The sequence below is a fragment of the Pseudomonas sp. C2B4 genome (genome assembly GCF_013359695.1).
In the GTDB taxonomy this organism is placed as follows: Bacteria; Pseudomonadota; Gammaproteobacteria; order Pseudomonadales; family Pseudomonadaceae; genus Aquipseudomonas.
Genome location: NZ_JABFMU010000023.1, coordinates 1 through 24,490 on the forward strand (window position 1 = coordinate 1; position 24,490 = coordinate 24,490).

Sequence of the window (24,490 nt, forward strand, 5' to 3'; positions counted from 1 at the left end):
GATGCTCCCGCTTCAATTCAATAACCGTGTTGCACTCAGATCCTGCAACCAGCCATTATTGTAAGCATGAACTTAAACTGAGGCCGCTTCCTTTGTATGGGCGGCTACGGATTATCGATTTCATTTGGATTTTCGCTGCCGATATGCTATTCCCGCTTCAGAGTTATCCGTGGGGCAACTCTACACTATGGCGAATATGTGGAATTAGTAAGGTAAAAGGGCTTGATGCTGCTAACAAGAACGTAGGTCGAACGGATATAATCCCGCCTGAAGATCTGTCGAAAATATTCAATTTTTCGGAGGCTGTCGTTCGGGATATGAAATCCGAGCTTTCGATCAATGGCATTGGATACAACCCTAGCGATGATCAGCTATCAGTGCTTTGCAGAGATGCCGTACTTTTTATAGTTTCAATAACTAGCGGCATGCGTAATGATGAGGCTATTGGGATCGAGGTTGGAGCTTGGCGCCGTGTCGTTAAAGACGGCGTGTTGTTTTGCTGGGTTTCCACGATAGAGCACAAAACTGGGAAAGGGCGCGTAGAGTATCTCGTTCCTGAGTTAACTCTGAACGCGCTTGAAACCTTCGCAAAATATTCAGTAGCTATCAGAAAGGAGCTAGATCAAGAGATCAGGCTTCTTGCAAAACTTACCAATCCAGATGACCCCGCTGAACATTTGCTCCGGCTGGAAAAGGCGCGAAGGGACTCGAAAAAGCTATTTCTTGGACGGCATGCTCCGGGTGGAAGAATTCAGGATCAATATGTGGAGGCCCTTAGCGGGCAGGCATCAAATTATGCATTTGATCGGTTAGCCAAAGCTGCTGGGAGCACTTGGCCACTGAGGACGCACCAATGTAGACGAACTTATGCTCGATGCTTTGTAGAATCCCGTATGGGCCGCACCTCCCTGATCTATTTAAAATGGCAGTTCAAACATACCAGCATGAGCATGACTCAGCTCTATGCATCGAATCCGCAACAAGATCTAAGCCTTTTTGACGAAATCTTCCAGCAAATGACCGAATTCAAAATCGACCTGATCGAGTCATGGCTCGATGATCAGCCATTGGCTGGCGGGGCCGGCGAAAAGATCGTGGAGATGCGGGCTATTCCGATCAAAGATAGGGCCGCTCTACTTGCCCAAACGGCCCCACATGCCAACATTCGTGCTACTGGCCACGGCTGGTGCATTGCGACGGAGCGGGGCTGCGGTGGAGCTGGGTTATACGAAGCAACACGCTGCCCAGGATGCAAAAGCTCGGTGATTGATGAGTTTTTCGCTGGCACGTGGCAGGACATTTACAGCCAACAGCAGGAGCTGATCAAAATCGTGGATGCAGGCCCTGCTGTTAGGCAGCGAGCAGAGCGCGACATGCAGATCGCACTGGATGTCATCACAAGCTTAGGTCTATCTCCCATCAATGACGATACCAACGAGGCTGGGAATGGCGATTAAGCCGACTGAGGGGCAGTCCCCTGGCCGTTCGCGGTCAAAAACACTAGATGCCCTTGATAAAGTCATTGATGGCCTTGTCGAAGGTAACGAGAAGATTTCCATCGCTTCGGTTGCCCGAGCAGCAGGCGTTACACCTGGCCTCATTCACAACACGTACCCAGCGGTGGCGGAGAGAATTCGCACACTCATGGGCAAGTCAGTGCGCGCCCAGCGTGATTCGAAACATCAGGCGCTGATGGTTGAGAAGGAGAAAAATCGTGCCCTTCGTGCGGAAAACGAGCAGCTTCTGGAGGAGCTCGCCCGATTGGCATCTGTAAACCAGGTTTTGATACTTGAAATGGCCCACTTGAAGGGTGTCGTTGACGGTAAAGTTGTCGTCTTTGTACCGAAGTCAGGGGCCAATAACGAAAAGGCCCCTGATTGAGAACGTTTCCTCTCTTTTCTTTTTGCCCAGACCCATTACCAGACAAGACTAAAGACAAACGTTTCACGTCCTTGTTTGATAAGGTCTAGATTTTAAAACCATATTTGAGTTCTCGTTCCTTGAAGGCCGTAACTCCGCCTTCAAGGATCTCGCATACATGCTGGCGGATGCCCTGAGATCTCAATGGGCCGCCTATCAGCGGTGCCTCATAAGAGCACTCTAAGCTTCCACTGAAATAATCGAATCGATAGTTGTCTACAGCAGTATCCGATTGTTGGCCTGCTTGGTTCGCTACGATTATGCACTCCGCATCAGCTGCTACCACTAGGTTCGCATTGTGAGTGACCATAATTATTTGGCGTTTTCTTTTTTTCTGTCTGATGAAATCCTTCAGCTGGTCGTAAATAGTTCTGTTGTCTAAGTTGTCCTCTGGTTGATCGATAAGAATTGGGTGTGATGCGTTGCTTAAGTGCAAAATCAAATTTAATAGCACCAATCCGCGCTTGCCTGGTGACATGGTCGCAATGTCATCGCTTTTATAGTGAACAACATAGTTGATATAGAAGCAGTTGCTATACAGCTTTCTAATTACTTCAATATCTTCTATGCCTTTGCGAATGGCAGGAATGTTGATTTTTTTTATATAGATCGAGTGTGTGCTTGCGATACGTTCTGCATGAGTTTCGATATTAAAATTTAGCTCGCCCGTGGGTAGTACAAGATCACCTAACAAATTGCTCATATTGCCGCGTCGATCAAATAACAGGGAAAACTCGTTGAATTTATCCTCATTCAGCAGGACTTCTGCTGATACCGCAATGTCTTCTTCAAATTGATAGTCCGGCTTTGAGGTTTCTTTAGCATAATCGTAATAGATTTGTATAAGTTGGGTGTATAGATCGCTTAGCTCTTGCTTGCAATCTAGTCCTTGTGTTTTGATTGATGTTTGTTTTTCGGAAATATCATCCAACTGTTTTAGCTTTCCTTCCTCTGCTTTTAGTTTTTTGGTTGCAAGATCAAGTGTTGCTTGGTCGGTTATTTTAATTAAAAGGGGCTGAAGTGTCCTGTCGATTTCGCTCGATTCAGTTGCTATTTTTATATTTAGTATTGGTGTGTTTTGAATGCTGCGAGATAGTTCTTGTTTGAAACTTTCAACTGCGTTCAAAAGCTTTCGTTCTAAAGAGTTAAGAGCGTTGCTCGTAAAGGTTGACTCGCTTGGTAAATCTATATCAGCAAGTATCAAGTCTTTAAGGGTTTCGATTTGAGCATTAAATCTACTTGTGACAGACGCGGATATCTGCTGACTCCCAATCTCAATTTTTGAAATAATAGCTTCCCGCTTTTCAAGGCTTGATTTACGAGTCGAAAGACGCTTGTATTTTTGTTCCTCTAAATCGGAGAAGCCGGATTTTTCGCGCAAAGTTTTAATTTCACTCTGCAATCTTTCAATCTCAGCCGTAATAGCCGGTCGGGTTCCAATTGCTTCTGCCTCCTTGTTTAGAGAGCCGTACTTAGCTCTAAGCTCAAAAAAAGATTCGATCTTCTGATTTATATCTTTGTTGGTTGTAACTATTTTTCTTTCTTGAGTTTCAGAAAATTGTTGAAATGTTGAATTTTGTAGAAGTATGTCTTGCACTAGCGCGTTGAGTTGGGATCTTCCATCTTCCTCGGCCAGATGATTAATATAGAGCTGAGGTATGTATGTGATAGGTTTTTTTTCTGAAATTTCTGAAAGTCGACTGATATCGCCGTTAGACCAGCACGCTTCAAAGTCGAGAGAAGGTAGTCCCGTGTAAGTCGAAGCCTTAGCTAACTGCATTTTACTATCAACTTCTTCTGCATTTACTGCTCTGGCAATATGATAGAGCAGTAAAGATTTTCCGGAGGATTTCCCTCCAATGATCGTATTCAGATCCGGATTGAGCACTTGCCATTTTTCGCTAAATAGCTTCTGCTGCCCATTGTTTAAGAAGCGTACTTTTTCAATGGTCTGGTAGGGGCTTTTTTGCTGCGGTGAGAGCTCTTGTATCGCAACCCTTGAGCTAGGATCGTAAATCACCTGTTTTAAGCCTGAAAAAGTTAAATCACCCTTGACCCATGTATGTCTATTTTTTGCGGGGTTGAATAGCTCATCCCATTTGTGTGCGTCGGAACCCCATAAACAAGCTTTAATTGCTCCAAACTCTTTTATGAAGGAAGCTTTTTCTTTACCTCCAAGAAAAAATGCTGCCGTTTTTTGGTTTGAAGAAAATATGAAGTGCGCCTGTTTTATAAGGTTTTTGCGTAAATTGTGTCCTTGTGAGTTCCAGTTGACATCGCTAAGGTCTTCGTCGCACGGAAGAGCTGTCAGATGCCTATCCTTAAAAAAAGCATTCTGATTAAGAAGTCTTGATATTTCGTCTTCATCTACAGATGCGCACATCATCCCAACGAATAATGCGCTGCCACTTGTTGCGAATGGCGGGTGTTCCGCAATCAAACGCTGACCGAGTTCTTCAAGATTAGATCTTGTCAGTGGACGACGCTCAATTTGGCTGCCGACAGTAGCATTGAAAAAAATCTGGATTTGCGAAATGAAATCGCTTTCAATTTTTTCTACAGGTATTTCATCGGACAATAGAACGTGGTAGTTTACCTTCCGATTCCAGGAAAGATCTGCTTCTTTACCAATAACCAATTTGTTAATTCGGAACTCTATATTGGGAAATATTTTTATTTCGTTAATTGCAAGGAGGGTTTCGGCATCAAAGAGTTCTTTCATCTTTTCAGGATTATCTAAATAATCCCGTCTAAGAATCTTGTACCCCTCTGGCAGATAATAATCGGTAACTCCAATTGCGCTAACTCCGGCTGCAATGGCTCGCGTGAAAAGTTCAGTTACATATCTGTCCCAGTCTTGGCCAAATTCACTCCTGAGCACAGAGGCAGGAGTATGCACATGAAGATCCCACTTGCGCCATTCCGATCCTTTTGGGTAAGTCTTATTCACTTCAAATCATCCATTTAAGAGTTGCAAGCTTTTGAGTGTGACTGTTCTTTTTACTTCCAGCGCGGGTAGCATTGAGCCATCAATGCTATTGAAGCCGATTTCGAGGCGCCTGCATATGTGAACGTTGTTTGGGTGGGCATTTCTCTAGGGACGGTGAAGCATGCCTTGTCAGGAACGTGGGTTGCTAGGCGTCTGCTTACACACCTGTAGAAACATTTCGCTAGCTTTCACTCGTTCGAGCGCATCACCTAGAAGGTAATCGTCAATGCTAAAATCTTGAAAACTGTTAGATGAATAATTTATTTATAAATCAATGGCTTACAGTTTACTAACCGTTAGTGTCATTCAGATACTCAGATGGCTGCATCGTTGCTTGCACCAATGAGGCCAAGGCGCTTGGTTTGAAGATGGGAGATCCTTATTTCAAGATCCGGGCATTTCTGGAGCGTAACGGTGTTGCAGCGTTCAGCAGCAATTACACGCTCTACGGCGAGTTATCGCACAGGATGGCCATGGCTACAGCGTCCCTGGTCAGTGCCGTGGAACAGTATTCAATTGACGAATCCTTTGTACGCTTAGAGGACCAGCGCGAACCATTGGTGGACGTGGGCCGAGCTATTCAGGCGCGCGTGCTGCAGTGGGTCGCGTTGCCGGTAGGTGTGGGTATCGGCCACACCAAAACGCTCGCCAAGGCAGCACAACATGCCTCGAAGATCTGGCGAGAGAAAACCGGTGGTGTAGTAGACCTGCGCAAGCCGGAGGCCGTTGAGTGGTTGTTGCGCCGGATGCCTGTCGAAGAAGTGTGGGGCATTGGCAGGCGTATGCGCGATAACCTGGCCGGTGAAGGCATTAAAACAGCGTGGGAGCTATCGCACGCTGAGCCGCGAACAATGGGCCGCAAATACTCAGTGGTCTTGGAACGCACGATCAGGGAGCTTCGCGGCGAGTCCTGCATCGACATGGAACAAAGCCCACCGGACAAACAGACCATTTGCTCAAGCAAGATGTTTGGTCAGCGCGTCCACACAATCGAGGGGCTTGGCCAGGCGTTGGCCACCTATATCCACAAGGCCGCTGAGAAGCTGCGCAAGCAGCGATCTTTGTGCGGTGGCCTGCGGATCGGCATACAGACCTCGATCCATGGCGACGGTCCGAAGTACGCCAATGCAGCCACGGTCATTCCCGACTACCCAACAGATGACGTGCGCGTGCTGACAAAGCACGCGCTGCGTGCGTTGGAAGGCATCTACAGGCCGGGCTTTGCGTACAGCAAAGCTGAGGTCATGTTGATGGATCTGCGAAAGCGTGGTGAGTACACGCAAGATCTGTTCACGCCGAGTCAACCGGCGCGCACTGACGCGCTCATGAGCGTTATGGACAAGATCAATAGACGGTGGGGACATGACTGCTTACGCACTGCAGCTGTGCCCCTGTCGCCGGACTGGGGCATGCGTAGGGCTCTGCTGAGCCCTAGCTACATGACCAGTTGGGATCAGATGTGGACAGTAAAATGCTGAATCGCAGGCAAAAAAAAACCGCCTGAGAGGGGCGGTCTTTTTTGCTGGTCTGGTTGAGAGACCTGGCCAGCGGTTCCACTAGATACAGTCACTGAGGTCGATAGTAGAAAGAGTTGACACGTATGTCAATCACTACGTCTCATCCTACGTCACTGCCGATCACGCTGGCATGATGCCATTCCAAAGCTGAGAAGATGCGGTATGATGCCCACGCTTATGAGCGATTTGTATCAAGTGGAAGGGGCTGGACGTAAAGATTTCGCTGTACCACCCCTCCCGACACGACCCTGAGAAAGTCGTGCTGGTGGATGTTTTGGGAGGGCCAACCCCCGGTCGTACTTCCACTAGATACAGTCACTCGTACCTAAAGCGCTGAGTGCCAGCACAGGCGTTGGAAGGATGGCCAGCCAACACGGAGGCCATGGAATATGAAGCGTATGCTAAATATTTTGAGCCACGTATGGAGCACCTTGCGAACCTTGAGCATGCTCAAGTCAGCCTGGGAATTCATTCGTGATCATCATGATTTCTTGTCCTAACGGGCAGTGATCCGCTGATGTTGTAACACCAGTTGTAGGGCCGCCCTAGCTTGCTAGGGCGGTTTTTTTTCGTTTAGGCGCATACGAATTCTCGCGTGCGAGAAAGTCTTACGTCCGAACAGATGGGAATTCCGGTATTGCATTGCCTTGCGGATCGGAGCTTGCGTCCCATGCCCACCACCCAGTTCCGTAATGAGTCCGGTAGTAAGTGGCCTTCACCTCTTTACGTGCCAGATATTTAGGATCGGAGCGGCCATAGACCTCCATCGGATATTCAGTGCCGGCACTGGCGTCCATCAGCCAGAAGTCGGGGAATACCTGGTCTTCGCTTGAGTCGAATCGCAAGGGTTTGACGAACCTGCGTGATTCCTCACGCAACCTCGCCTCGATCACCGCTTCATAAGAGGATTCCACCGGGATCCACTCGTCACTGACCACCATCAACGCGACATTGAGCGCCTGTGCTTTACCCGGCTCCGTGGGTTGATCGGTCTGAACAATCGCTATAACCCGCCGTCCTTGCCTCCAGGCCGACAGCTCACGCTTGAATCGACGAGCAACGGTCGACCAGATCTCGTCATCGAGGAACATGCGAGGCACGCCATTGAAACCCGTGATGGTCAGGTAGCGAGCTGCGGTCTTTTCTCGGTCTTCGGTATGGCCTGCAAGTGGAGCGATCACCAATAAGCGACGGTTGTTCTTGATCGCGCTCTTGACCTTCCGCTCGTTGGCCTCGGATTGAAACCCCTTCGATCCTGCCGCAATGACAAGCGCATCACCGATCCGCATTCTCGACGCAAGCATTCGATCTGCTGCGTCCTGTAGCCTGCTATGAACGAGGCCCAACCCGCGTTTACCTGCCATGCCCGGCGACCATGTATTGAGCCCTGCTTCATTCCAAAGCAGGTGCAACAAGCCCAACAGGGTCATGGCCGGTTTTGTGGCTTTGCCGCTGCCCGAGCTGCTGCCGGTGGCTTCGGGTGCCTGTCCAGTGTCTGCGGGCTCTTTCTTGCGTAACGAGAGGGTGAGCTTGATCTTGAGATCACCCTCGGACGTTTCTTCAACCACGCCTTTGCTGTACGAGCCAAGACCCGATTTATCGGGATCTGGCGAGTAGTAAACGCAATCCAAGGCGTGTTCGGCGCCGGTGCGTGGATAACGCGAAAGGTGGAATGAATCGTTATCCGACATATGCCGTACAGCAAGGAGGCGGCAACCAGTGCCAGGGCATTGGCAACTGACGGTCGCCTGCTTGTGAGCTTTCTGCAGTACCGCTTTCCAAGGTGCTGCATAGCTGGCCTGAGTTTGGAACTGCTCGCTGTACTGCTTGACTGAATCACCGTGAACGATGGTCACGGCGTATCGTTGATCAGACATAAGATGACTCCTACGGATCGTCGTGGAGCGCGTCGATAGCGGTGCTGGCCATGCGCGCTAAATGCGCCTTGGCCACGTCCGCGACAGCTTCCAGCCAGCGAGGGAAAAACTCGTCGAATGTGAAGTCAATGACAGCGCCATCGTGCGGGGATTTGGCGCTGCCCAAATCGATAAACTGCGCGGTGTCGCCGATCCGGCAAAGGTCGTAGGGATCTTCCTGCTGAAACCAATCCAGAAAAGCGGCCGCTGGGCCGTGTTCGACCAGAACCTCATAGACGTCATGGTCAGGGCCTGTGAAAAAGTCATCAGGCCCGTCGCTTTGAATAACTTCTTCCACATGCCGGATCTGAGCCCGTACATAGCTTGAAGACATTGGTTGGATCTCCGTGTGGTTGCTGACGCCAGTTCGGCGCGCTCTGTAAATACCCACGGCCACGGTGTATGATGGGCGCGTGGATTTTTGCTCCTTCGCAAAAAACCTAGAAACCCGCAAGCATTGCCGTGCTGCGGGTTTCGTCATTTTAGGGTTCCTTCTTTTCGCTGTGCGGAATCGAAGGCATATCAGGCAGGTCTACTCCCTCTAATGAGTCTTGCGCCGGTGGTGCCATACCTGGGCCGGATGGCAATTGGATTTCGCCGTCATCCATGGTCGGCAGTTGCTTGAGTTTGTCGCTGCCAAGATCGGCCTGGTCCTCTGACGATATAAGCACCCGAGCATTGAAGCGGGCGTATTGCAGATTTTCGCGTTTGTCTGCCCATGCGATCCGGCTATTCACCACGTAGGCGAGTGTTCCGCCACGTTGCCCACCTACACTGATCGTCTGAATCCAGTTGTGCTTGGCCAGGACGCTGATTGCTCGCTTCGTGGTCGCAATGGACGTGTCCATCATCTTTGCCAAGGTCGACTGGCTGACGATCAATGCGCCGGACTTATCCATATGCTGGACGATGATGTGCATCAATTGCCCGGCCCTCGGCGCTTGAGCGATGAGAGCTGCCCATGCTTCGTGTCCCGCTCGTTCGGTCTGAACCCATGTACCGCGTTGTGTCGGTTGGACCAGTGCGCGGACTTCCCCTTCGTCATCAATCATTGTGCCTCCGGCAAGCTGTGTTAGCGTGTTAGATATCGTGCAAATTTGGAAGATATCTAACAAGGTAGGTCTATCTTAGCTCATGCAGTGAGCGATAGGTAGTGCATCCATGCACGTTATCTCTCACAAAATGGGGGATATCGTTCAAGGATGAGCGAGGGGTAGCTCATGGGGGGGTAGCTCATATAGTGAGCTAACCTAGCTCACAGATAGTGAGCGGGGGTTAGCTCATGGATAGTGAGCGATGGTGGTGCAAAGTAGGTGAACTGAGGTTCGCTCAAGTCGTGAGCTAGGCAATGCCCTGGAAGCCCCGTAATTCAAGGGCTTCTATCTCCTGGTTCTTATGATCTCTAACCACTCCAACTCATGCAGTGGCTGTTAGGGACTCAAGGTCGCCTGCCGGCGGCGGCCAGTCGTGAACGAATGACAGACTACGGCTACGCCTTCGCTAGTCATTCATTCCCAACCGGCTCAACTGGATAAACCTTCGACCAGTTCGTCACGGATACGCATCACGGTCGTTGTTGAACAAGCTGCATGACGGGCGATTGCTCGGATCCCTAGGCCAGCGGCCAAAAGCTCACTAACACGCTTTCGTAGTTCCAGATCTGCCGGTCTGCCCTTGTAGACCCCTGCGGCTTTGGCTTTGGTGATGCCTTGCGACTGCCGGTGCCGACGCTGCAGATAATCCTTCCGGGCGATTGCCGCCATCATATCCGTCATCATTGAATTGATCGCGGCCAACATTCGATCTGTGAACTCGTCACCAGATGGCAAAGTGAGGCCCTGGTAACTAGTCGGCAGGTCGACAGCTACGATTCGCAGCCCTCTGCTGTCAATCGCCGTTCTCAGTGCCCGCCAGTCCTGGTCGTTCATACGAGACAGCCGGTCAATAGCTTCAACCAGAATTACGTCACCCCGGCGCGCATCGTTCAGAAGGCGTTGAAGCTCTGGCCGATCAGCGAGCGCGCCGCTGATGTTCTCCATGTAACTGGCAGCGATAACCTTTCCGTGGCTTGCAACAAATTCTTCCAGTTGATCACGGGCACGACTGGCGTCCTGATCCTCGGTAGAGGCTCGGAGGTAAGCACGCACGAACATGTAAACCTCTCTGTATCATTTTGGGTGTGTTCATGTGAGTGTATCAGAAAGGCTGTCACTTAAATTGAATCGTTCGTGAAGATCCAGAGCGCCGCCGCGTCTTACTTGAGATATACCCAAATATGACAGGGTGATCACACCTAGCAGGGGCAACCCGTCACATTGATTACTCGCTTTTTCGTGCAGGCGCTGCGGTGGGTGAGGATGTCGCTAAGCCCGGAGGTTATGCCCCTGTGTCGTACTATACAGGGGCACCATGTTGCTGTTTCAGCGCTTCCACGCTTCACGAAGCCTTGTCAGTACAGGCGCAGCATTTTCAATTGCCGTGCGGTGATCAGATGCCGCTGATATCTGCGCCATAGCATCAATCACGGGTTTGTACTGTTCGTCAGCTTTCTCCTTCCCGTGCAGCTTCACCAGCTCGGTGTGGCCAACATCAGGTAAAGGCAATGGTTTGTTGTTCTGGGCTTCGGTCAGAGCTTCGCGTGCGCTCTTGTAATTCAGTTCGGCGGTGGCTAATTTTTGATAGTGCTTCTGCCGTTCGATTTGCTCTGGCTCGAACTCAGCGGCAAGTTGAAGCTGAGCCATCAGCCACAATGATTGGTCGATTCTGCTCACAGCTTCGGATAGAGGCCGTAGGATTTCGGACAGCTCTTTCATGGTGACTGGTTTGTCATTGCTCATGGGCCTACTCCTTGTGATTCATTGAATTCTTCTGCCAGTAGCGCACGCGTACCGCGTCGGCTTCCTTGACGAAGCGATCGATCATGTCGGTGGGTGCGCAGATCTGCGCGCACTTCCAGCCTTCGGGGGTCTTCATCAGGTATGCCGAATAAATTTTGTTGCGAATGGCAAGTGCCCGTTGCTTGGTGAGCCCATGTGCATTTGCAACGGCTACAAGGCCCTTGCCTTCAACCAGCAGCTCATAGGCAACATCGAGGTTGCGGGCATGCATCTTTGATTTTGAACGGATCCGCTCGAATTCATCGGGCGGGATCCGTAGGTCCTGGTCAGCAACTCGGCTACTCATTCCGGTGCTTTCCAGTTCTCGGCCTGGGCGGCTCGCGCTTTGTCCAGCTCGGTTTTGAGATAGTCGATTTCGGATTGCAGGGTTTCAACCTGTGCGGACAGGACGGTATTCGCCTCGCGCAACTTGTCGAGTTCATCATCGAGAAGGGCAGGGCCTGCGGGTTTGGCCTTCGTCTTTGACCCGCCATGAACGCGCAGGGCTTTGGTGTTGCGCAGCGCTGTTCTGACCTCTGTCCGCACGTTCATATCTGGATTTGCGTCTGCACGCTGTAGCAGGTCAGCAGCTGCAGCGCTGTCCAAGCGACCAAGGCGACCTAGATCATTGACAGTCGATATATCCGCGGTGATGCCCTTGGTAACAGCCTCACGGCTGGCCCCGTCACTGGTTACGTTTTCCAGATAAGCGATGCGTTCCGCTACCCAATTGAGGCTTTTGTTCCATTCGTTAGCAACCGCCTGCAGGGTTCCCAGCTCGTCCTTGTCGGCTTTCAGAGCGAGTGCAATGTCCAGCTGACTGAGGTTTTCGCTGTGTACGTTCTCAGAACGCTGGATGCGCTTGGCCTGTGCGTCTGTAAGTTCACGCACAACCGCTTTCAGCAACATGCCTTTCAGTTCGCAAGCCAGGTAACGGCGTTCACCTGCAACCATCAGGTATTTGAAACCTGACTCGGGGTTGGGGTGGGGACGGAGAATTGCAGGCTCGATCTGTCCGTTCTGTTCTATGTCGTCGCCCAGCTCCTCAAGCGACTCCTTGGAAAACCCGGGGTTATTACGGTTTCGAATCTGCTTGATGCATTGTATTTCACCGGTGCTGACGCCGATGATGGTTTCACCATCATTGAGCGCCGGTTTCTTCTGAAAATCCGAAAGTTTTTTTGCAGTCGCAGAAACGGCCCTGCCAAAAGGATTTGGTTTCTTCGTCATGTGATCTACCTCAGATTGACCAGACCTTCTCAAGAACAGCGGCACAGGCAGATTTCATTTCCCGTCCTGCAGCACGCTGACTACCGGATTTCGCTTTCCACCAAACCGGATTGCCGCTAGCGAGTGCCGAGTTGATGCATGGCCGGTGAACGATATGGACCGGAAACATGGCATCGCCATAGCTCTCCTGAAGGCTTGGCAACAGGTCAATTTCATTGGTTGATCGGCTGTTGATCTGGTTTGGAAGAAAACCGAGGAACTGCAAGTTCGGGTTGTACTGCTCACGCACAGCTTCGATAGTGGACAGAAGCTTGGGCATGCGAGCGAGTGTGAATCCGCTGATATTGAAAGGCGACACCACCGCGTCAGATGCTGCGAGCGCGGCGATCATCCGGCGTTGCAGGTTGGGCGGTGTGTCAATCATGCAGAGGTCAAAATCAGCGGAGAAGTGATCGAGCGCTTCTTTCAACCTGGTCACGATGCTGAGATCCATGTCGTCAACATCCAGCAATGGAACATCGGCCTCGATTAGCCAGATGTTTGCCGCGACCTGGCGAGGGTACAAGCCCTTATATTCGTCGCTGAATAGCATGCTTGATTGGACATAGGTTGTGTCGTCCCCGTCTTCGAGAGGCGGGTAGAACTGCGATAGATCGCCTTCATCGAGGTCGACGACAAGAACGCGTTTACCTTGCTCGGCTGCGAGACTGACAAGATGGACTTCAATAGTCGTTTTGCCGACGCCGCCTTTCTGGTTCGCCACGGTTGTGACTTTCATCGCCATGGGTATTCTCCGGTGAGCGCTGATTTGTGTAGGCACATCCTTGCATGGGTAAACCCCTTGGTCAACACCTTAATAGGGTTTACTTTGCATTCTTTCTCGCATGCGAGAAATAGGCAGCCTGCTAAAATCGGCACCGGGTCGGGGGTCTATAGAGCGGGGCGTTTCCTTGCGCATCTATAGGGCACTGATCAAGGGTGGCGGATCAGGGCGGCTCCTGTCCGCCGCCCGACCTCTCTAGACCGGGCATTCTGACCGTTCGTCTCCTGTTTGTAACAAAATGTCATTTCCGTTGTCATTAGCGCGTGAAGCACTGTCGTGGTGCCACATCCGCTCTTAGGCAAGGCACAGCCTTGCACCACTCGATGACGTGAATATGGAAATTCGCAGCCCTTTCAAACACTTATAGAACCATAACCGTAGCCGGGCTAATGCCTGGGGCTAGGCCTTTCGTTTTTTATCTGCATGGATCCAAATTTTTCAGAATGAAACCTTGATTTCGTCAAATGAAATGAATATTCTGTGTCACGAAACAGCGATTTCATGGAATAAAACCCGATAGAGGGAAGAAATGAGAGGTGGGATCTAGATCAAAGACGTGTAGGACTCCAGTATCGCCCCTGTATCTAGTGAACGGTTGCCCAGGGGAAATGATGCAGAGCCTAGACAAAAGAGAGTTGGCGGTTTTCGCCGTCGCACAGCCGGACTACCGCGTCGTTCTTGAGGAACGAATCGAAAGCGACGGACGGAAGTGGGCATTAATTATTGAAAGTCCTTCGACGGGACAGGTTTACAACGTTGTAACCGCGTTAGGGAAAACCAGGTTATTCAAGAATGCCGATACTGCTATCGACTTCATAAAGGAAACCTGCCCTAACAATCCTTTTAGAGTAATAACAGTAACCTACGGGGTTCCCCCGTCATGATGAAAGAGGCAATGGTATGCAATCTCAAACTTCCAAAGTTGGACGCAACATAGAAGGACTGAACAAACAAACTTGGCGCACTTGGCTCAAGGCCAAAGCATCACAAACCCTGCAAAGCGTTCTTTCGCAAAAGACCCCGTCGCATAAAGCGATGATGCGTAATGATTGGGTGGCCAAGGCTACCAAGTTTGCAACGCTGGGGTCGATTCTCTCGCTCGCCCTGATCCCTGAATTCGCCAACGCTGCACTGGATTTCAGCGGATTGAAGGGCATGGCCAAGGACTTTGTGTCCTTCCTCATCTTTGACGTTGGTTACTACCTGGGTATCGCAGCCATTGCGTTCTGCGGTTTCCAGGCGAAGTCCGGTCGTATGTCGTGGGGCCAGTTTGGCTGGGCCGTATTCGGTATCTTCCTGGTGTTCTTTGCCCCGAACTTTGTCGACACGATCAAAGAAGGCGCTCAATCAAGCTTGAGGTAATCCATGGCCGAGCCAGATCCTGATGAAGGTGAAGTGCTCGTAGTGGCGATGGCCCGGCCATCAATGGTGGGGCCGTTTACCTTATCGAGTATTTTGATCAGCCTTATAACCCCAGTGTTAGCAGCACTGTTACTTCGATCACTTTATGTGCTCGCTACGATGCCAATACTTTTTGCCGCTGCGTACTGGATCTGTAGCAAAGACGTGTACTTGTTCGGTGTGCTTAGAGCAGCATTCAAGTTGAGAGCATCACGACTACGTAAACTGTGGGGATATAGAAGTTATGCGCCTCGTTGATAAAGCTTTTAATAAGCTAGTGCGAAATATGGATCTTTCGCTTGGTGTCCAACATCCAGAAGGGTCCGATCAGGATCTCGATGAGTTGGTGGTCAGCGAGATGGTGCCGTATGACGTGCATTATGACGATCAAACTGTCATCACCGGCGAGGATTCACTGGTGCAGGTCATCAAGATCGATGGCCTGATGTTTGACTCGCTCACCAGCACGCAAATCAAGCTGTTTGAAGAACGCCGTAATACTGTGCTGCGCACGGTGGCGAGCAGCGATTTTGCCATTTACGTTCATGTCATTCGTCGCAAGGTAACGGACTTTCCCGAAGGGCAGGGCGGTACTTGGTTCTCCAAGTATTTCAATGCCCGGTTGCGCAAGCGCTATGAGAACAGAGGTTTCTACGTCAACGAGATCTATATCTCGTTGGTCCGCAATCGCTTTCGCTCCGGCGTGCCTGGACTCATGGATCGTGCATTGGCGCTGGTTACTGGTAACTCCGCTGCGGATGAAGCTGGCGAGACACATGAAGCGATGGCCGACTCGCTCTACAAGGCAGCAAACCTTGTACTGCGAGGCTTGTCCGATTACGGCGCTACTCGTCTTCGCATTCAGCGTCATCCGACCGCAACCAATGGTGTAGTTGATCGCGAAGCTGCATATCAAGCAGTGTCCCGCTTCCAATGGAAATGGGAGGACTTCAAGGTCCAGCTTGGGGATCACGATGAGTACGACGCGGAAGCTGTTTATGATTACCTGGGCGAGGAATACTGCGAGCTGAGTAGCTTCTTCAACTACTTGATCAACCTTGAGTATCGGAAAATCCCCGTCACTGAGCTGAAAATCAAGGAGGCGTTGCCCTATGCCCGGTTGAATTTCCGCATCCTGGCGAACATGTGCGAGATTCGAGGCAGTACGTCAGCTCGCATCGGTTCCATGTTGAGCATGGCCGAATGGCCGCGTCGTACACCGTCGCGCATGATGAATAAATTTCTCCAACAGCCTGTTGAATTCATCATCACTCAGTCGTTTTTCTTTGAAAACCGCATTGAAGCTGAATCCGCAATGATGGATGAAACTCGGCGTCTCAAGGTTGCGGATCCACACAAAATCTCGGAGGACGATGCAAAGGAACTGGCAGAGGGTATCCGTGCTTTGCGCCGTGGCGATACAGTCAATGGCAAACATCACCTGACCATTTTCATTCACGTTCCCTCAGACGCCAACACCAACGCCGAGAGTCGCAAAGCCAATGTGAAGCGACTGGATGATGCGGTGGGTTTGATCGAGGGTTGTTTTGTCGACCTGAACGTCAAGTCGGTTCGTGAGTGGTTGGCCCTTGAGACGTTCTACTGGTCGCAGCTACCTGGTCAACAAGAAGCTCTTATCGGTCGCCGGGGAAAGATCAAGTCAACCAACTTTGCGGGCTTCGCGTCGTTGCACAACTTTGCTCGCGGACGTCGTGACGGCAACCTATGGGGCCCTGCAATCACTGCTTTCGAAACGGAAAGCGGCACTCAATATAACTTCAACTACCACCGTGAATTGGAAGGGATGGTCGCTGGCCACACTGGTGTGGCCGCAGGCACCGGGTCGGGTAAAACCGCATTGATCGCTGAAACGGTCAGTGAAGCGGACAAAGCCTTGCCGGTGGTGTACTGGTTTGACATGCGGTACGGGGCCACCGTTTTCATGATGGCTATGGGTGGCGTTCATTCGATCCTTTCACCACACAACAGCATGGGTTGGAACCCTTTCAAGTTGCCTGATACGGCTGAGAACCGTGCCTACCTCATCGATCTACAGATCCAGATGCGGGAGTGCTACGCAAGCACCCCCACTGAGGCCGACGACATTAAGCGGTTCAAGGATGCGGTAAACGAGAACTACGAGCTGCCATACGAAAATCGCCGGTTGCGCAATGTCGTATGGACTTACGGGCACGGAGCTTTAGCCGACATTATGGCTATTTGGCACGGTGCCAAAGGAATCGAAGGCGCAAACGCCGGGGTTTTTGATAACGAAACCGATACTTTCGATCTCAGTAAATCCCGGCACTACTGCTTTGAAATGTCGGAGCTGATGAAAGGTGGCGATGCGCGCCCGGAACTGCCTGTCGTGATGAGCTACCCACTGCACTGCATTGAGCAGGCTATGGATGGCAGGCCATTCATTCTGGTTTTGGATGAAGGCCAGAACCTGGTCAAAAACGATTTTTGGCGCAATCGGATTGATAATTTCATCATGCAGATCCGCCGTAAAAACGGGATTTTGATCTTCATCACCCCTGACGCGAAATACTTCCACAGTGAAACCGACTCCATCGACAAGCAGACCGTGACCAAGATCTACCTGGCCAGCGACTCGGTGAAAGACGAAGACCACACGAACCTGACGGAGGAAGAAAAGAAGTGGTTGCGCGAGCTGAATCCAAAGGACCGCAAGTTCTTGATTCGTCGCGGTCAGGAATCGATTCGTGCGTGCTTCGACCTGACTTCCGATAACCCTGAAGAAGACCTGTCCGATTTCATCCCGGTCCTGTCTTCAAACGATGTTGGTGTGGCCTTGATGTACTCAATCATTGAGCGCCTGGGCACCAATGACCCCGAGGTCTGGGTGCCAGTTTTCATGGCAGAGGCCAAGGCCAACAACACCCATAACTTAAAGGCGATCAAATGATGGCTCGTATGAAGAAACTAGGTCTTGCTACAGCGATAACTCTTACGCTCGGTGGTGCAGCGAACGCGGGTGTCCCTACATTCGACTACGCAAACGCTGCCGCGATGGCTCAAGAGCTGCTCCAGCTCCAAGAGCAATTCAAGGTACTCAAGCAGCAGTACGAAACTCAGACCAACATTATGAACAACATGCGCGGTTCCTATGGCCGTGGTTCTATCGGTCTGAATGATTCGATCAATTCCGCGTCCGTGGTGCCTGGTTCCTGGCAAGAGGTGGTATCTCGTCAGAACTCTGGTGCCTACGGCAGTAAGCAGTCGCATTACGAGGAACTGGTCAACACCTTGCCGCAAGAGCTGTTCGCTAATCCGGATAGCAATCGCGCACGCGGCTATCAACTCAGCTCTAACTCTGTCGTTGCCGCCATGTCCGCCGGTGAAGCGCTGTACAGCGAGGTACAGGTTCACTTGAACAACCTGACCACGATGTCAATGCAAGTGGATAACACCACCAACGCGAAGGACGCCGCCGATCTGCAAAACCGTATTGCCACTGAAAACGGGATGCTGACTTCGGCCCAGTCCAAATTGCAGGCGTTGAACATGAACCTGCAGGCGAATCTGGCGAATCAGGAAAACCAAGCAACGTCGCAGAACGAACAGTTCTTCCGTTGGAAAAAAGACTAATTCTCGCGTGCGAGAAAAGGAGATCACATGAAAACTCTTTGGCTGATTCTCAAGATCATCACCGTACCGGCTTGGGGGCCTCTGTGGCTGTTCTACCGGTTTGGCAAATTCATGCTGCTGCTCGTCATCGTGTCTGCCGCGTCGGGCTGTGTAACCAACACCGGCAAGATCGACAAGTCGCCATGCGCCTGTGAGTTCAAGCCTTTCGTTATTCAGGCCAAGGAGGCCCGCAATGCCTAAGTTCTTCACCGTCACCAATACCGTATGCGTGGTCATCGCCGGGTTTGTCGTGGGGACCATCATCTACGTCAACACCACCACCTATCAGTTCGGAAGCGAGGCTCCTGCGGTTTCCAATGGCGATGCTCCAGTACGGATCGAAACGTCCTTGGGCAACCCGTTGTTGAAAGCCTCTAAAGCTGATGTGGCCAGGTGGTTTCCGGGGACCTGCTTCGCCGAGATCTACATGAAGAACCCATCGTACAAAGGGGGCCTGGTCGCTGGTTGCATCGACAAAACGTCGAAAGAGATCAAAGCCGAAACGGGTGTGACACTTGGTGCTGATGACTTCCGTTCTTCCGAGGTCATCACGCACTTCAAGTCTGTGTACGGGGCATCGAATCCATGGCGGACCTAACCCTCAAGGGCCTGATTGGGGCGACCGATGATGTGACGACTAGCTTTGTCGCCGAGGTCTTCCCAAATCTCGCTAACTTGGTAGAGCCCCTAGTATGGACAATAGCCGTCGCTTATTGGGCAGTGCTGGGTATTCAGACCTATAACGGCAAAATCTCTGTTGCGCCGTGGGACATTGTTAAACGGGCAATGCTTACGTTTATGGTCTTCCTGACGCTCAATTGGTCGACGGGGGGATCGGCGCTCTATCAGATTTGGGGGACTTGGACTGAAACGATTGCAGCACAAATCATGAGTCGAGGTGTTGATAGCACTTCTATGCTTGATGCGCTTTATGTGAATGTCGGTCAGGTTGCAAGCACGTTGATGAACGTAAGCTGGCGTCAGTTCGGCATGATTATCATGGGTTCCGGTTTGTTTGCGGTTAACTGCATTCTTTTTATCGCTGCAATCCTGAATATGCTGATTGCCAAGTTTGGTGCAGCGATCATTATGTGCATTTTGCCAATACTGATCGGATTCATATTTTTCGAGCAGACGCGTCAATGGACAATGAGCTGGTTCAGCAAAATGCTTAACTTCTCGCTGATTTACATATTGTCCATCGCAATTGTTCGTTTTGGATATGCGATTTTCGGCCAAGCAATTGACGAAGTTGCCAATACAGCCACCATTTCGGATGCTGCGTTGATAACCGCTCAACAATGGGGAACTCTTATCATCGTTGAAGGCGTGTTGATCATCTGCTTATTGCAAGTGCGCGGGTGGGCTGCTGCGATTGCTACCAGCGCAACAGTCGGTGGTTCTTCGCTGGCAATGATGGCATTGCGAACCGTAGGATTGGGGAAATAAGCAATGGACAATACATTAAAGAAAGATGAGATTGCGCGCCGTAAGCGTCAACTCGAACACAAGAAGGTAAAACAAGAACGTAACCGTGGTTATTTTCTGAATGGTGCGTTTGCACTAACCGTGGTTGGGTTGGCCATAGCCATTGCGTTCCTGGCTGAAACCAAGACGTTCGTCAATGTGGTGACGGTGATCGGCGCCGATGGTGAAGTGCTTAAACAGCGCACCGTTACGGCGGAAAACGTCGACAAAGAGCAGGCTATCATCGAAGGCGTTCTGTTTGACTTCATACGTGCTTGTAACACCTTTGACCCTCGGCGCAAGCAACAGCTGTCCGATACCTGCCACACATACATGACTCGCAATGTCGCGGTCGAATATGAGAAGGAAATCAGCCCTGATAATGCGCGCAATCCATACGCATCGCTCGGGGAAAACGACTGGATCGAAGCCCAACCCAAGCGCATGAACAAGATTGGCGATGAGTATCAGGTGATGTTTATTTCAACCAATCACAAATGGGGTGATAAAGAGCCAAAGGTTACTTCCTATCTGGCAACGATAAAGGTTGCACATACGATGATTCCTAGAGCTTTGGGTGATCGTTGGGAAAACCCGTTTGGCACTTTGGCAACTTTATACCGTAAGAGTGAAGAACTGAGCCGCCAGTAATTCATTCCCCCCAAGGAAACTAATCATGAAAAAACAGTTCGTTCTACCGACAGCTATTGCCCTGAGTTTGGCTCTGTGTGCATTTAACGCACAAGCTGCAAAGTTGCCGAGGGCTCTGTCCTCCGACAACCGTGTCAAACAGGTTCCCTATGATCCAAACCAAGTTTACGAGCTGGTCGGAACATACGGGTACCAAACATCTATTGAGTTCGAAGCGGATGAATTGGTCAAGGTTGTTGCACTTGGTGATACGATCTCCTGGCAAAGCATGCCATTCCGTAACCGGGTTTTCTTGAAGCCCGTGGAAGACAATGCGGACACAAACATGACGGTGATTACATCCAAACGGACGTATTACTTTCAGCTCAACAGTACGACGGCGAAAACAAGTCAGTCGTACCTGATCCGATTCGTTTATCCAACCAGCCGTGTCACATCGTATAACAATGCATCGGAAGCCCCAGCGCCTGCCGCTACTGGGCCAATTACCAGCACCGGTACTCCGTCCTCCCCGAACATCAACTACGGCTATTCGGGTGACAAAGAAGCCATCGGCCTGCAGGGCGTCATGGATGACGGTCAGTTCACCAAGTTTCTGATGAAAAAAGGTGCGGATCTGCCGCAGTTTTACCGCGTACTGCCTGACGGCACCGAGGCGATGGTCAATGCACGCCGCGAGGGCGAGTACTGGGTTGTTCAGCGTCTGGCCAGCATGTTCGTAGTGCGCAGCGGCAATTCCTATATCTGTGTTGAAAACCTGGCGAATCCGTACAAGCGCACAGTTACTCGGGGTGCGCGTGATGGGGGAGGGGCATAACCATGGCGAAGGAACCTATCAAGCCAATTGATCAGCAAGCGGATAAAACCCGCGAAGAAGAAATGGCCGAATGGAACGAGTCGCAATCGAACTCGATGCTAAAGGCTGGTTCTGGTGGAAAGCGCAGCGGCGTTCTCATGATTGGCGCAGCGGTTGTGGCGTGTGGCTTTGTGTACTGGCTCAAGCATGACAGTGGCGAGCCTGCTGCCCCTGCAAAAAACGATGAGATAGTCGCGGCTGAGCGCCGTAAGGTCCAAGACCCAACACCTAAGCGCGAAGCGGCGAAGGTCAAGCCAGTGAGCAACGATGGCGAGCCTGGCGCACCTGCTGACACACCGCGTTCAACAGCTGAGCGTCAGACTCAACAGGAGGGTTTGAGCGAAGCTGAACGTCAGCGACAAGCGTTGGAATTACAGGAAGAAATTAAACGCAAACAGATGCTCGCTGCGCGCCAGCGCTCTGCGATCTTTGCAACTGCAAAGGACGATGGTTTTGCGCAAGGTCGTGACGATCAAGATCCAGCTCAACAGTCAGCCGGTGGGTCGTTGCTGGGCGGTAACTCGGGTAATTCCGGGCACGTCTCCCGCAATGCCAACGAGAATTTCGCATCGTCGACTTACTCCACCGGCGTGCCGGTGGCGAAAGCTCGGGCTCTGGAGAACTTGCAGTTCAAGGTTCTGCAGGGTGCTGCAATCGAGGCGACTTTGCAGCCACGTGCGCAGAGTCAATTGCCCGGTCAGATTTGCGTAACCACTGCTCAGGACGTTTATGCAGCGGAGGGTCGCCGCGTAATGATCCCTTGGGGGTCTTCGGTGTGCGGGAGCTACAACGCCAGTCTGACACCTGGTCAAGAGCGCCTATTCACCGTTTGGAACTGGTTGCGTATGCCCAAGTTGGCGGGTCGCCGTGCAATGGAAATTCCATTGGATAGCGCTGGATCTGATCAGCTGGGTTCCGCTGGCCAAGGTGGTGTCGTTGATAACCACTGGGCGCAGATCTTCGGTGTTGCTGCTGCCGTTTCGATCATCGGCGCGGGTGCTTCCAACTCCGGCGTTTCCTCGGGCGATCAAGACAACTCCGCGTCTCAGTACCGCACTCAAGTGCAAGAGGCTGCCGCTGAGTCTTCGCAAACCATTCTTAGCCGGTACGCAAACATTCAACCGACAGTCACCGTTCCTCATGGCTCACGCGTGGTGATCTACCTGCAGCGTGATTTGGACTTCACCGAACAGTTCGCCGAGGAAGCCAAAGAGGCTGACAACGGCGGCGTGAAATTCATTAACTGAGGTTTTTCCATGTCTGAGATTGCTTCGTTCCGCCAAAAGCTGCGCAGTTTTGATTTCCTGCTCGATGACCCAGCGGTATCCGAGATCGCTATCAACGGTCCAGGCAACGTATGGGCGGCGTATCGCGGTAGCCGCTTCATGCGCCCCGTCGCTGTGGATGGCGTCACCCTTCCGCTGATCAAGTCGCTAGCCGAGTTGATTGCGGCGCATACAGAGCAAGAGGTCAACGCTTATACGCCGATCCTTTCCGGTCGCATCCCTATGGACATGAGCGACCACGTAGCGGACTCGGAACGTGGCGACTATCGAGTCCAGTGCGTGCTTGCGCCTGCCGTTGAGCAACATATCGGCGGCATCGTCTGTATTCGTAAACCTGGCCGCGTTCAGCTGACGATGGACCAATACATCGCTTCGGGAGCGTTTGACCAGATCAACGAGGCACGCACGCCAGATCAGTACAGCGATGATCACCTGGTCGAGTTGTACCGCGCCAAGCGCTGGTCGGAATTTTTCATTGGGTGCGTCAAGGCCCACAAAAACATCATGATTTCGGCAGGGACAAACGCGGGCAAAAGCACCTTCCTCAACATGCTGTTGCAGCATGTAGACCCTAATGAGCGGATCGTCACAATCGAAGATACCCGCGAGATCCGTCTCAAAAGCGAGAACGTGGTTCATTTGATCTATTCCCGAGGTGGCCAAGGCAAAGCGCGAGTCACGCCGTTTGATCACCTTGAATCGATTCTCCGTCTTACGCCTGACCGCGCAATCATGGGCGAGCTTCGCGGTGCTGAGGCTTACCCCTATCTTGAATTGCTGAACACCGGTCATAGCGGTTCATTCAGCACTATCCACGCGGATAGCCCCGACCTGATGTTTGACCGGCTTGCGTCGATGGCATCGCGTGGCGGTTCCGACATGAGCAAAAACCAACTTGTGGAATTCGCCCGTCAGCTGATCGACGTAGTGATCCAGTGGGAATATGGCTTTGATGGCCGTCGTTACATCACGGAGGTGCAATATGCAAAAGCTGCCTAAATTCGCGCTGGCCATCCTCGCATCGGCCTGCCTTGTCGGCCACGTTGCCGCCGAAGAATCACAGCCCAAGCGCTTTTCCGAACTGGCAGCTAAGTGCGCGCCGAACGTTCATGCGTCAACTCTCAAAGCGCTGATAGGCAATGAATCTTCGTTCAACCCCTATGCCATTGGCGTAGTTGGTACTCGTCTAGAGCGTCAACCCCAGTCCCTGAGCGAAGCCGTTGCGACGGCTGAGCAACTGGAGCGGGATGGTCATCGTTACGCGATGGGCTTGGGGCAATTGTTGGTTACGAACATGCGAGCCCGGGGCCTGAGCTATCAAGATGTTTTCGAGCCATGCCGCAACCTGCAGGCGATCAGCAATTTGCTGATCGAGTATTACAGTCAGGCCCTCAAGACCAGCAGCACGAAGCAAGAAGCGTTGTTGAAAGCAACGTCGATGTATTACAGCGGCAACGAACTGCGCGGTTTCAAACCAGACCATCCTGGGGAAATGTCCTACGTCGAAAAGGTTGTCGACCGTGCAAGTAATCCAACGGCAGAAGATCCGATTGTGCCCGCGTTCGACATTCAGGAAGCCGCGCAAGCCATTCCTGTAGTCGCTAGCACCAAATCCCCATCGAAAGCTCGTAAGCGCGCTCAGGGAGCCGCTGAGCAACCTGCAGGCCCGTGGTTGACCTTCACGGATGCAAATGGTCAGGCGGTAGCACAGGCCCAGCCTCAAGCACAGCAAAAGCCGCAGATTCAGGTCCAGTTGGATACCGGCGATGCGCCCGAGGAAAAACGGCAGTTCACAGCCTTCGACGCGCGGACTGCCAATGCAGAGCCAGCGGCAATGCCCGTACAGCAACAACAATCTGCCCCTTCATTCGTACAGATAATCAACTGATTTCTCGCATGCGAGAAAA

The 24,490-nt window shown here is 51.6% G+C and carries 24 protein-coding genes; 15 read left to right on the top strand and 9 right to left on the bottom strand.

All coding sequences use genetic code 11. From position 1 onward, the window contains the following. Together HNQ83_RS16105 and HNQ83_RS16110 are read left to right on the top strand one after the other, a co-directional pair. On the top strand, positions 1-1,457 hold a 1,457-nt coding region (locus HNQ83_RS16105; protein WP_256669009.1), incomplete at its 5' end, for a tyrosine-type recombinase/integrase. After that, positions 1,447-1,881 carry a TetR family transcriptional regulator gene (locus HNQ83_RS16110; protein WP_175389880.1) on the top strand — a complete coding sequence of 145 codons (435 nt, stop codon included), beginning with the start codon at positions 1,447-1,449 and terminating at the stop codon, positions 1,879-1,881. The genes HNQ83_RS16105 and HNQ83_RS16110, both read left to right, overlap by 11 nt. Positions 1,882-1,966: 85 nt before the next feature. Here HNQ83_RS16110 and HNQ83_RS16115 read toward each other — a convergent pair whose 3' ends face one another. Continuing rightward, positions 1,967-4,870, bottom strand: coding sequence for a TrlF family AAA-like ATPase (locus tag HNQ83_RS16115; RefSeq protein WP_175389881.1), 2,904 nt, complete (start codon positions 4,868-4,870; stop codon positions 1,967-1,969). Positions 4,871-5,208: 338 nt separating this feature from the next. On the opposite strand from HNQ83_RS16115, the gene HNQ83_RS16120 reads away from it, so the two are divergent. Continuing rightward, positions 5,209-6,387, top strand: coding sequence for a Y-family DNA polymerase (locus HNQ83_RS16120; protein ID WP_372241909.1), 1,179 nt, complete (start codon positions 5,209-5,211; stop codon positions 6,385-6,387). Positions 6,388-7,034: 647 nt separating this feature from the next. Here HNQ83_RS16120 and HNQ83_RS16125 read toward each other — a convergent pair. The 8 genes from HNQ83_RS16125 to HNQ83_RS16160 form a co-directional block, all read right to left on the bottom strand. After that, positions 7,035-8,303: a DUF1173 family protein gene (locus HNQ83_RS16125; protein ID WP_175389882.1), complete on the bottom strand. Its 1,269-nt coding sequence runs from the start codon at positions 8,301-8,303 to the stop codon at positions 7,035-7,037. Positions 8,304-8,313: 10 nt separating this feature from the next. Then, positions 8,314-8,823: a hypothetical protein gene (locus HNQ83_RS16130; protein WP_169882255.1), complete on the bottom strand. Its 510-nt coding sequence runs from the start codon at positions 8,821-8,823 to the stop codon at positions 8,314-8,316. Between the two features lies 1 nt (position 8,824). Beyond that, a complete protein-coding gene (locus tag HNQ83_RS16135) occupies positions 8,825-9,394 on the bottom strand; it encodes a helix-turn-helix domain-containing protein (protein WP_169882257.1) in 570 nt (189 codons plus the stop codon). 471 nt (positions 9,395-9,865) lie between these two features. Further along, positions 9,866-10,495 (bottom strand): recombinase family protein, encoded by a 630-nt coding sequence (locus tag HNQ83_RS16140; RefSeq protein WP_169882260.1) that lies wholly within the window; start codon positions 10,493-10,495, stop codon positions 9,866-9,868. Between the two features lie 267 nt (positions 10,496-10,762). Further along, positions 10,763-11,179 carry a hypothetical protein gene (locus HNQ83_RS16145; protein ID WP_169882262.1) on the bottom strand — a complete coding sequence of 139 codons (417 nt, stop codon included), beginning with the start codon at positions 11,177-11,179 and terminating at the stop codon, positions 10,763-10,765. Positions 11,180-11,183: 4 nt separating this feature from the next. Beyond that, the gene (locus tag HNQ83_RS16150; RefSeq protein WP_169882264.1) at positions 11,184-11,525 is read right to left on the bottom strand and encodes a TrfB-related DNA-binding protein; all 342 of its coding nucleotides are present in this window, start codon (positions 11,523-11,525) and stop codon (positions 11,184-11,186) included. Beyond that, a complete protein-coding gene (locus tag HNQ83_RS16155) occupies positions 11,522-12,448 on the bottom strand; it encodes a ParB/RepB/Spo0J family partition protein (protein WP_169882266.1) in 927 nt (308 codons plus the stop codon). Before HNQ83_RS16155 ends, HNQ83_RS16150 begins: the two co-directional genes overlap by 4 nt. A 10-nt stretch (positions 12,449-12,458) precedes the next feature. Then, positions 12,459-13,232, bottom strand: coding sequence for a ParA family protein (locus HNQ83_RS16160; protein ID WP_218585540.1), 774 nt, complete (start codon positions 13,230-13,232; stop codon positions 12,459-12,461). Between the two features lie 939 nt (positions 13,233-14,171). Here HNQ83_RS16160 and HNQ83_RS16165 point away from each other — a divergent pair. The 12 genes from HNQ83_RS16165 to HNQ83_RS16220 are packed head-to-tail and all read left to right on the top strand — an operon-like array spanning position 14,172 to position 24,471. After that, the gene (locus HNQ83_RS16165; RefSeq protein ID WP_169882270.1) at positions 14,172-14,633 is read left to right on the top strand and encodes a TrbC/VirB2 family protein; all 462 of its coding nucleotides are present in this window, start codon (positions 14,172-14,174) and stop codon (positions 14,631-14,633) included. 3 nt (positions 14,634-14,636) lie between these two features. After that, positions 14,637-14,930, top strand: coding sequence for a VirB3 family type IV secretion system protein (locus HNQ83_RS31645; protein WP_169882272.1), 294 nt, complete (start codon positions 14,637-14,639; stop codon positions 14,928-14,930). Further along, the gene (locus tag HNQ83_RS16175; RefSeq protein ID WP_256669010.1) at positions 14,917-17,601 is read left to right on the top strand and encodes a type VI secretion protein; all 2,685 of its coding nucleotides are present in this window, start codon (positions 14,917-14,919) and stop codon (positions 17,599-17,601) included. Before HNQ83_RS31645 ends, HNQ83_RS16175 begins: the two co-directional genes overlap by 14 nt. A gap of 8 nt (positions 17,602-17,609) precedes the next feature. Then, a complete protein-coding gene (locus HNQ83_RS16180; protein ID WP_175389883.1) occupies positions 17,610-18,284 on the top strand; it encodes a type IV secretion system protein in 675 nt (224 codons plus the stop codon). Positions 18,285-18,311: 27 nt separating this feature from the next. Beyond that, complete coding sequence (locus HNQ83_RS16185) at positions 18,312-18,524, top strand: hypothetical protein (protein WP_094933913.1); 213 nt, start codon at positions 18,312-18,314, stop codon at positions 18,522-18,524. Beyond that, the gene (locus tag HNQ83_RS16190) at positions 18,517-18,921 is read left to right on the top strand and encodes a hypothetical protein (RefSeq protein WP_094933914.1); all 405 of its coding nucleotides are present in this window, start codon (positions 18,517-18,519) and stop codon (positions 18,919-18,921) included. The genes HNQ83_RS16185 and HNQ83_RS16190 overlap by 8 nt, the downstream gene beginning before the upstream one ends. Next, complete coding sequence (locus HNQ83_RS16195) at positions 18,909-19,772, top strand: type IV secretion system protein (protein WP_094933915.1); 864 nt, start codon at positions 18,909-18,911, stop codon at positions 19,770-19,772. The genes HNQ83_RS16190 and HNQ83_RS16195 overlap by 13 nt, the downstream gene beginning before the upstream one ends. Before the next feature lie 3 nt (positions 19,773-19,775). Continuing rightward, positions 19,776-20,441: a type IV secretion system protein gene (locus HNQ83_RS16200; protein ID WP_094933916.1), complete on the top strand. Its 666-nt coding sequence runs from the start codon at positions 19,776-19,778 to the stop codon at positions 20,439-20,441. A gap of 25 nt (positions 20,442-20,466) precedes the next feature. After that, positions 20,467-21,258, top strand: a complete 792-nt coding sequence (locus tag HNQ83_RS16205; RefSeq protein ID WP_094933917.1) for a TrbG/VirB9 family P-type conjugative transfer protein — start codon at positions 20,467-20,469, stop codon at positions 21,256-21,258. Positions 21,259-21,260: 2 nt separating this feature from the next. Beyond that, positions 21,261-22,544, top strand: a complete 1,284-nt coding sequence (locus tag HNQ83_RS16210) for a TrbI/VirB10 family protein (protein ID WP_094933918.1) — start codon at positions 21,261-21,263, stop codon at positions 22,542-22,544. Positions 22,545-22,553: 9 nt separating this feature from the next. Then, positions 22,554-23,582, top strand: coding sequence for a P-type DNA transfer ATPase VirB11 (gene virB11, locus HNQ83_RS16215; RefSeq protein WP_175389884.1), 1,029 nt, complete (start codon positions 22,554-22,556; stop codon positions 23,580-23,582). Continuing rightward, positions 23,566-24,471: a lytic transglycosylase domain-containing protein gene (locus tag HNQ83_RS16220; protein ID WP_054902291.1), complete on the top strand. Its 906-nt coding sequence runs from the start codon at positions 23,566-23,568 to the stop codon at positions 24,469-24,471. Before virB11 ends, HNQ83_RS16220 begins: the two co-directional genes overlap by 17 nt. Positions 24,472-24,490 lie beyond the last annotated feature (19 nt).

Excerpts from the sequence above, each read along its gene's own strand:
- HNQ83_RS16180 (WP_175389883.1), top strand. The coding sequence starts at position 17,610 with ATGAAGAAACTAGGTCTTGCTACAGCGATAACTCTTACGCTCGGTGGT.
- HNQ83_RS16185 (WP_094933913.1), top strand. The coding sequence starts at position 18,312 with ATGAAAACTCTTTGGCTGATTCTCAAGATCATCACCGTACCGGCTTGG.
- HNQ83_RS16190 (WP_094933914.1), top strand. The coding sequence starts at position 18,517 with ATGCCTAAGTTCTTCACCGTCACCAATACCGTATGCGTGGTCATCGCC.
- HNQ83_RS16200 (WP_094933916.1), top strand. The coding sequence starts at position 19,776 with ATGGACAATACATTAAAGAAAGATGAGATTGCGCGCCGTAAGCGTCAA.
- HNQ83_RS16155 (WP_169882266.1), bottom strand. The coding sequence starts at position 12,448 with ATGACGAAGAAACCAAATCCTTTTGGCAGGGCCGTTTCTGCGACTGCA.
- HNQ83_RS16125 (WP_175389882.1), bottom strand. The coding sequence starts at position 8,303 with ATGTCTGATCAACGATACGCCGTGACCATCGTTCACGGTGATTCAGTC.
- HNQ83_RS16175 (WP_256669010.1), top strand. The coding sequence starts at position 14,917 with ATGCGCCTCGTTGATAAAGCTTTTAATAAGCTAGTGCGAAATATGGAT.
- HNQ83_RS16210 (WP_094933918.1), top strand. The coding sequence starts at position 21,261 with ATGGCGAAGGAACCTATCAAGCCAATTGATCAGCAAGCGGATAAAACC.
- HNQ83_RS16205 (WP_094933917.1), top strand. The coding sequence starts at position 20,467 with ATGAAAAAACAGTTCGTTCTACCGACAGCTATTGCCCTGAGTTTGGCT.
- HNQ83_RS16130 (WP_169882255.1), bottom strand. The coding sequence starts at position 8,823 with ATGACGAAACCCGCAGCACGGCAATGCTTGCGGGTTTCTAGGTTTTTT.
- HNQ83_RS16145 (WP_169882262.1), bottom strand. The coding sequence starts at position 11,179 with ATGAGCAATGACAAACCAGTCACCATGAAAGAGCTGTCCGAAATCCTA.
- HNQ83_RS16165 (WP_169882270.1), top strand. The coding sequence starts at position 14,172 with ATGCAATCTCAAACTTCCAAAGTTGGACGCAACATAGAAGGACTGAAC.
- HNQ83_RS31645 (WP_169882272.1), top strand. The coding sequence starts at position 14,637 with ATGGCCGAGCCAGATCCTGATGAAGGTGAAGTGCTCGTAGTGGCGATG.
- HNQ83_RS16160 (WP_218585540.1), bottom strand. The coding sequence starts at position 13,232 with ATGGCGATGAAAGTCACAACCGTGGCGAACCAGAAAGGCGGCGTCGGC.
- HNQ83_RS16135 (WP_169882257.1), bottom strand. The coding sequence starts at position 9,394 with ATGATTGATGACGAAGGGGAAGTCCGCGCACTGGTCCAACCGACACAA.
- HNQ83_RS16150 (WP_169882264.1), bottom strand. The coding sequence starts at position 11,525 with ATGAGTAGCCGAGTTGCTGACCAGGACCTACGGATCCCGCCCGATGAA.
- HNQ83_RS16140 (WP_169882260.1), bottom strand. The coding sequence starts at position 10,495 with ATGTTCGTGCGTGCTTACCTCCGAGCCTCTACCGAGGATCAGGACGCC.
- HNQ83_RS16110 (WP_175389880.1), top strand. The coding sequence starts at position 1,447 with ATGGCGATTAAGCCGACTGAGGGGCAGTCCCCTGGCCGTTCGCGGTCA.
- HNQ83_RS16195 (WP_094933915.1), top strand. The coding sequence starts at position 18,909 with ATGGCGGACCTAACCCTCAAGGGCCTGATTGGGGCGACCGATGATGTG.
- HNQ83_RS16220 (WP_054902291.1), top strand. The coding sequence starts at position 23,566 with ATGCAAAAGCTGCCTAAATTCGCGCTGGCCATCCTCGCATCGGCCTGC.
- virB11 (WP_175389884.1), top strand. The coding sequence starts at position 22,554 with ATGTCTGAGATTGCTTCGTTCCGCCAAAAGCTGCGCAGTTTTGATTTC.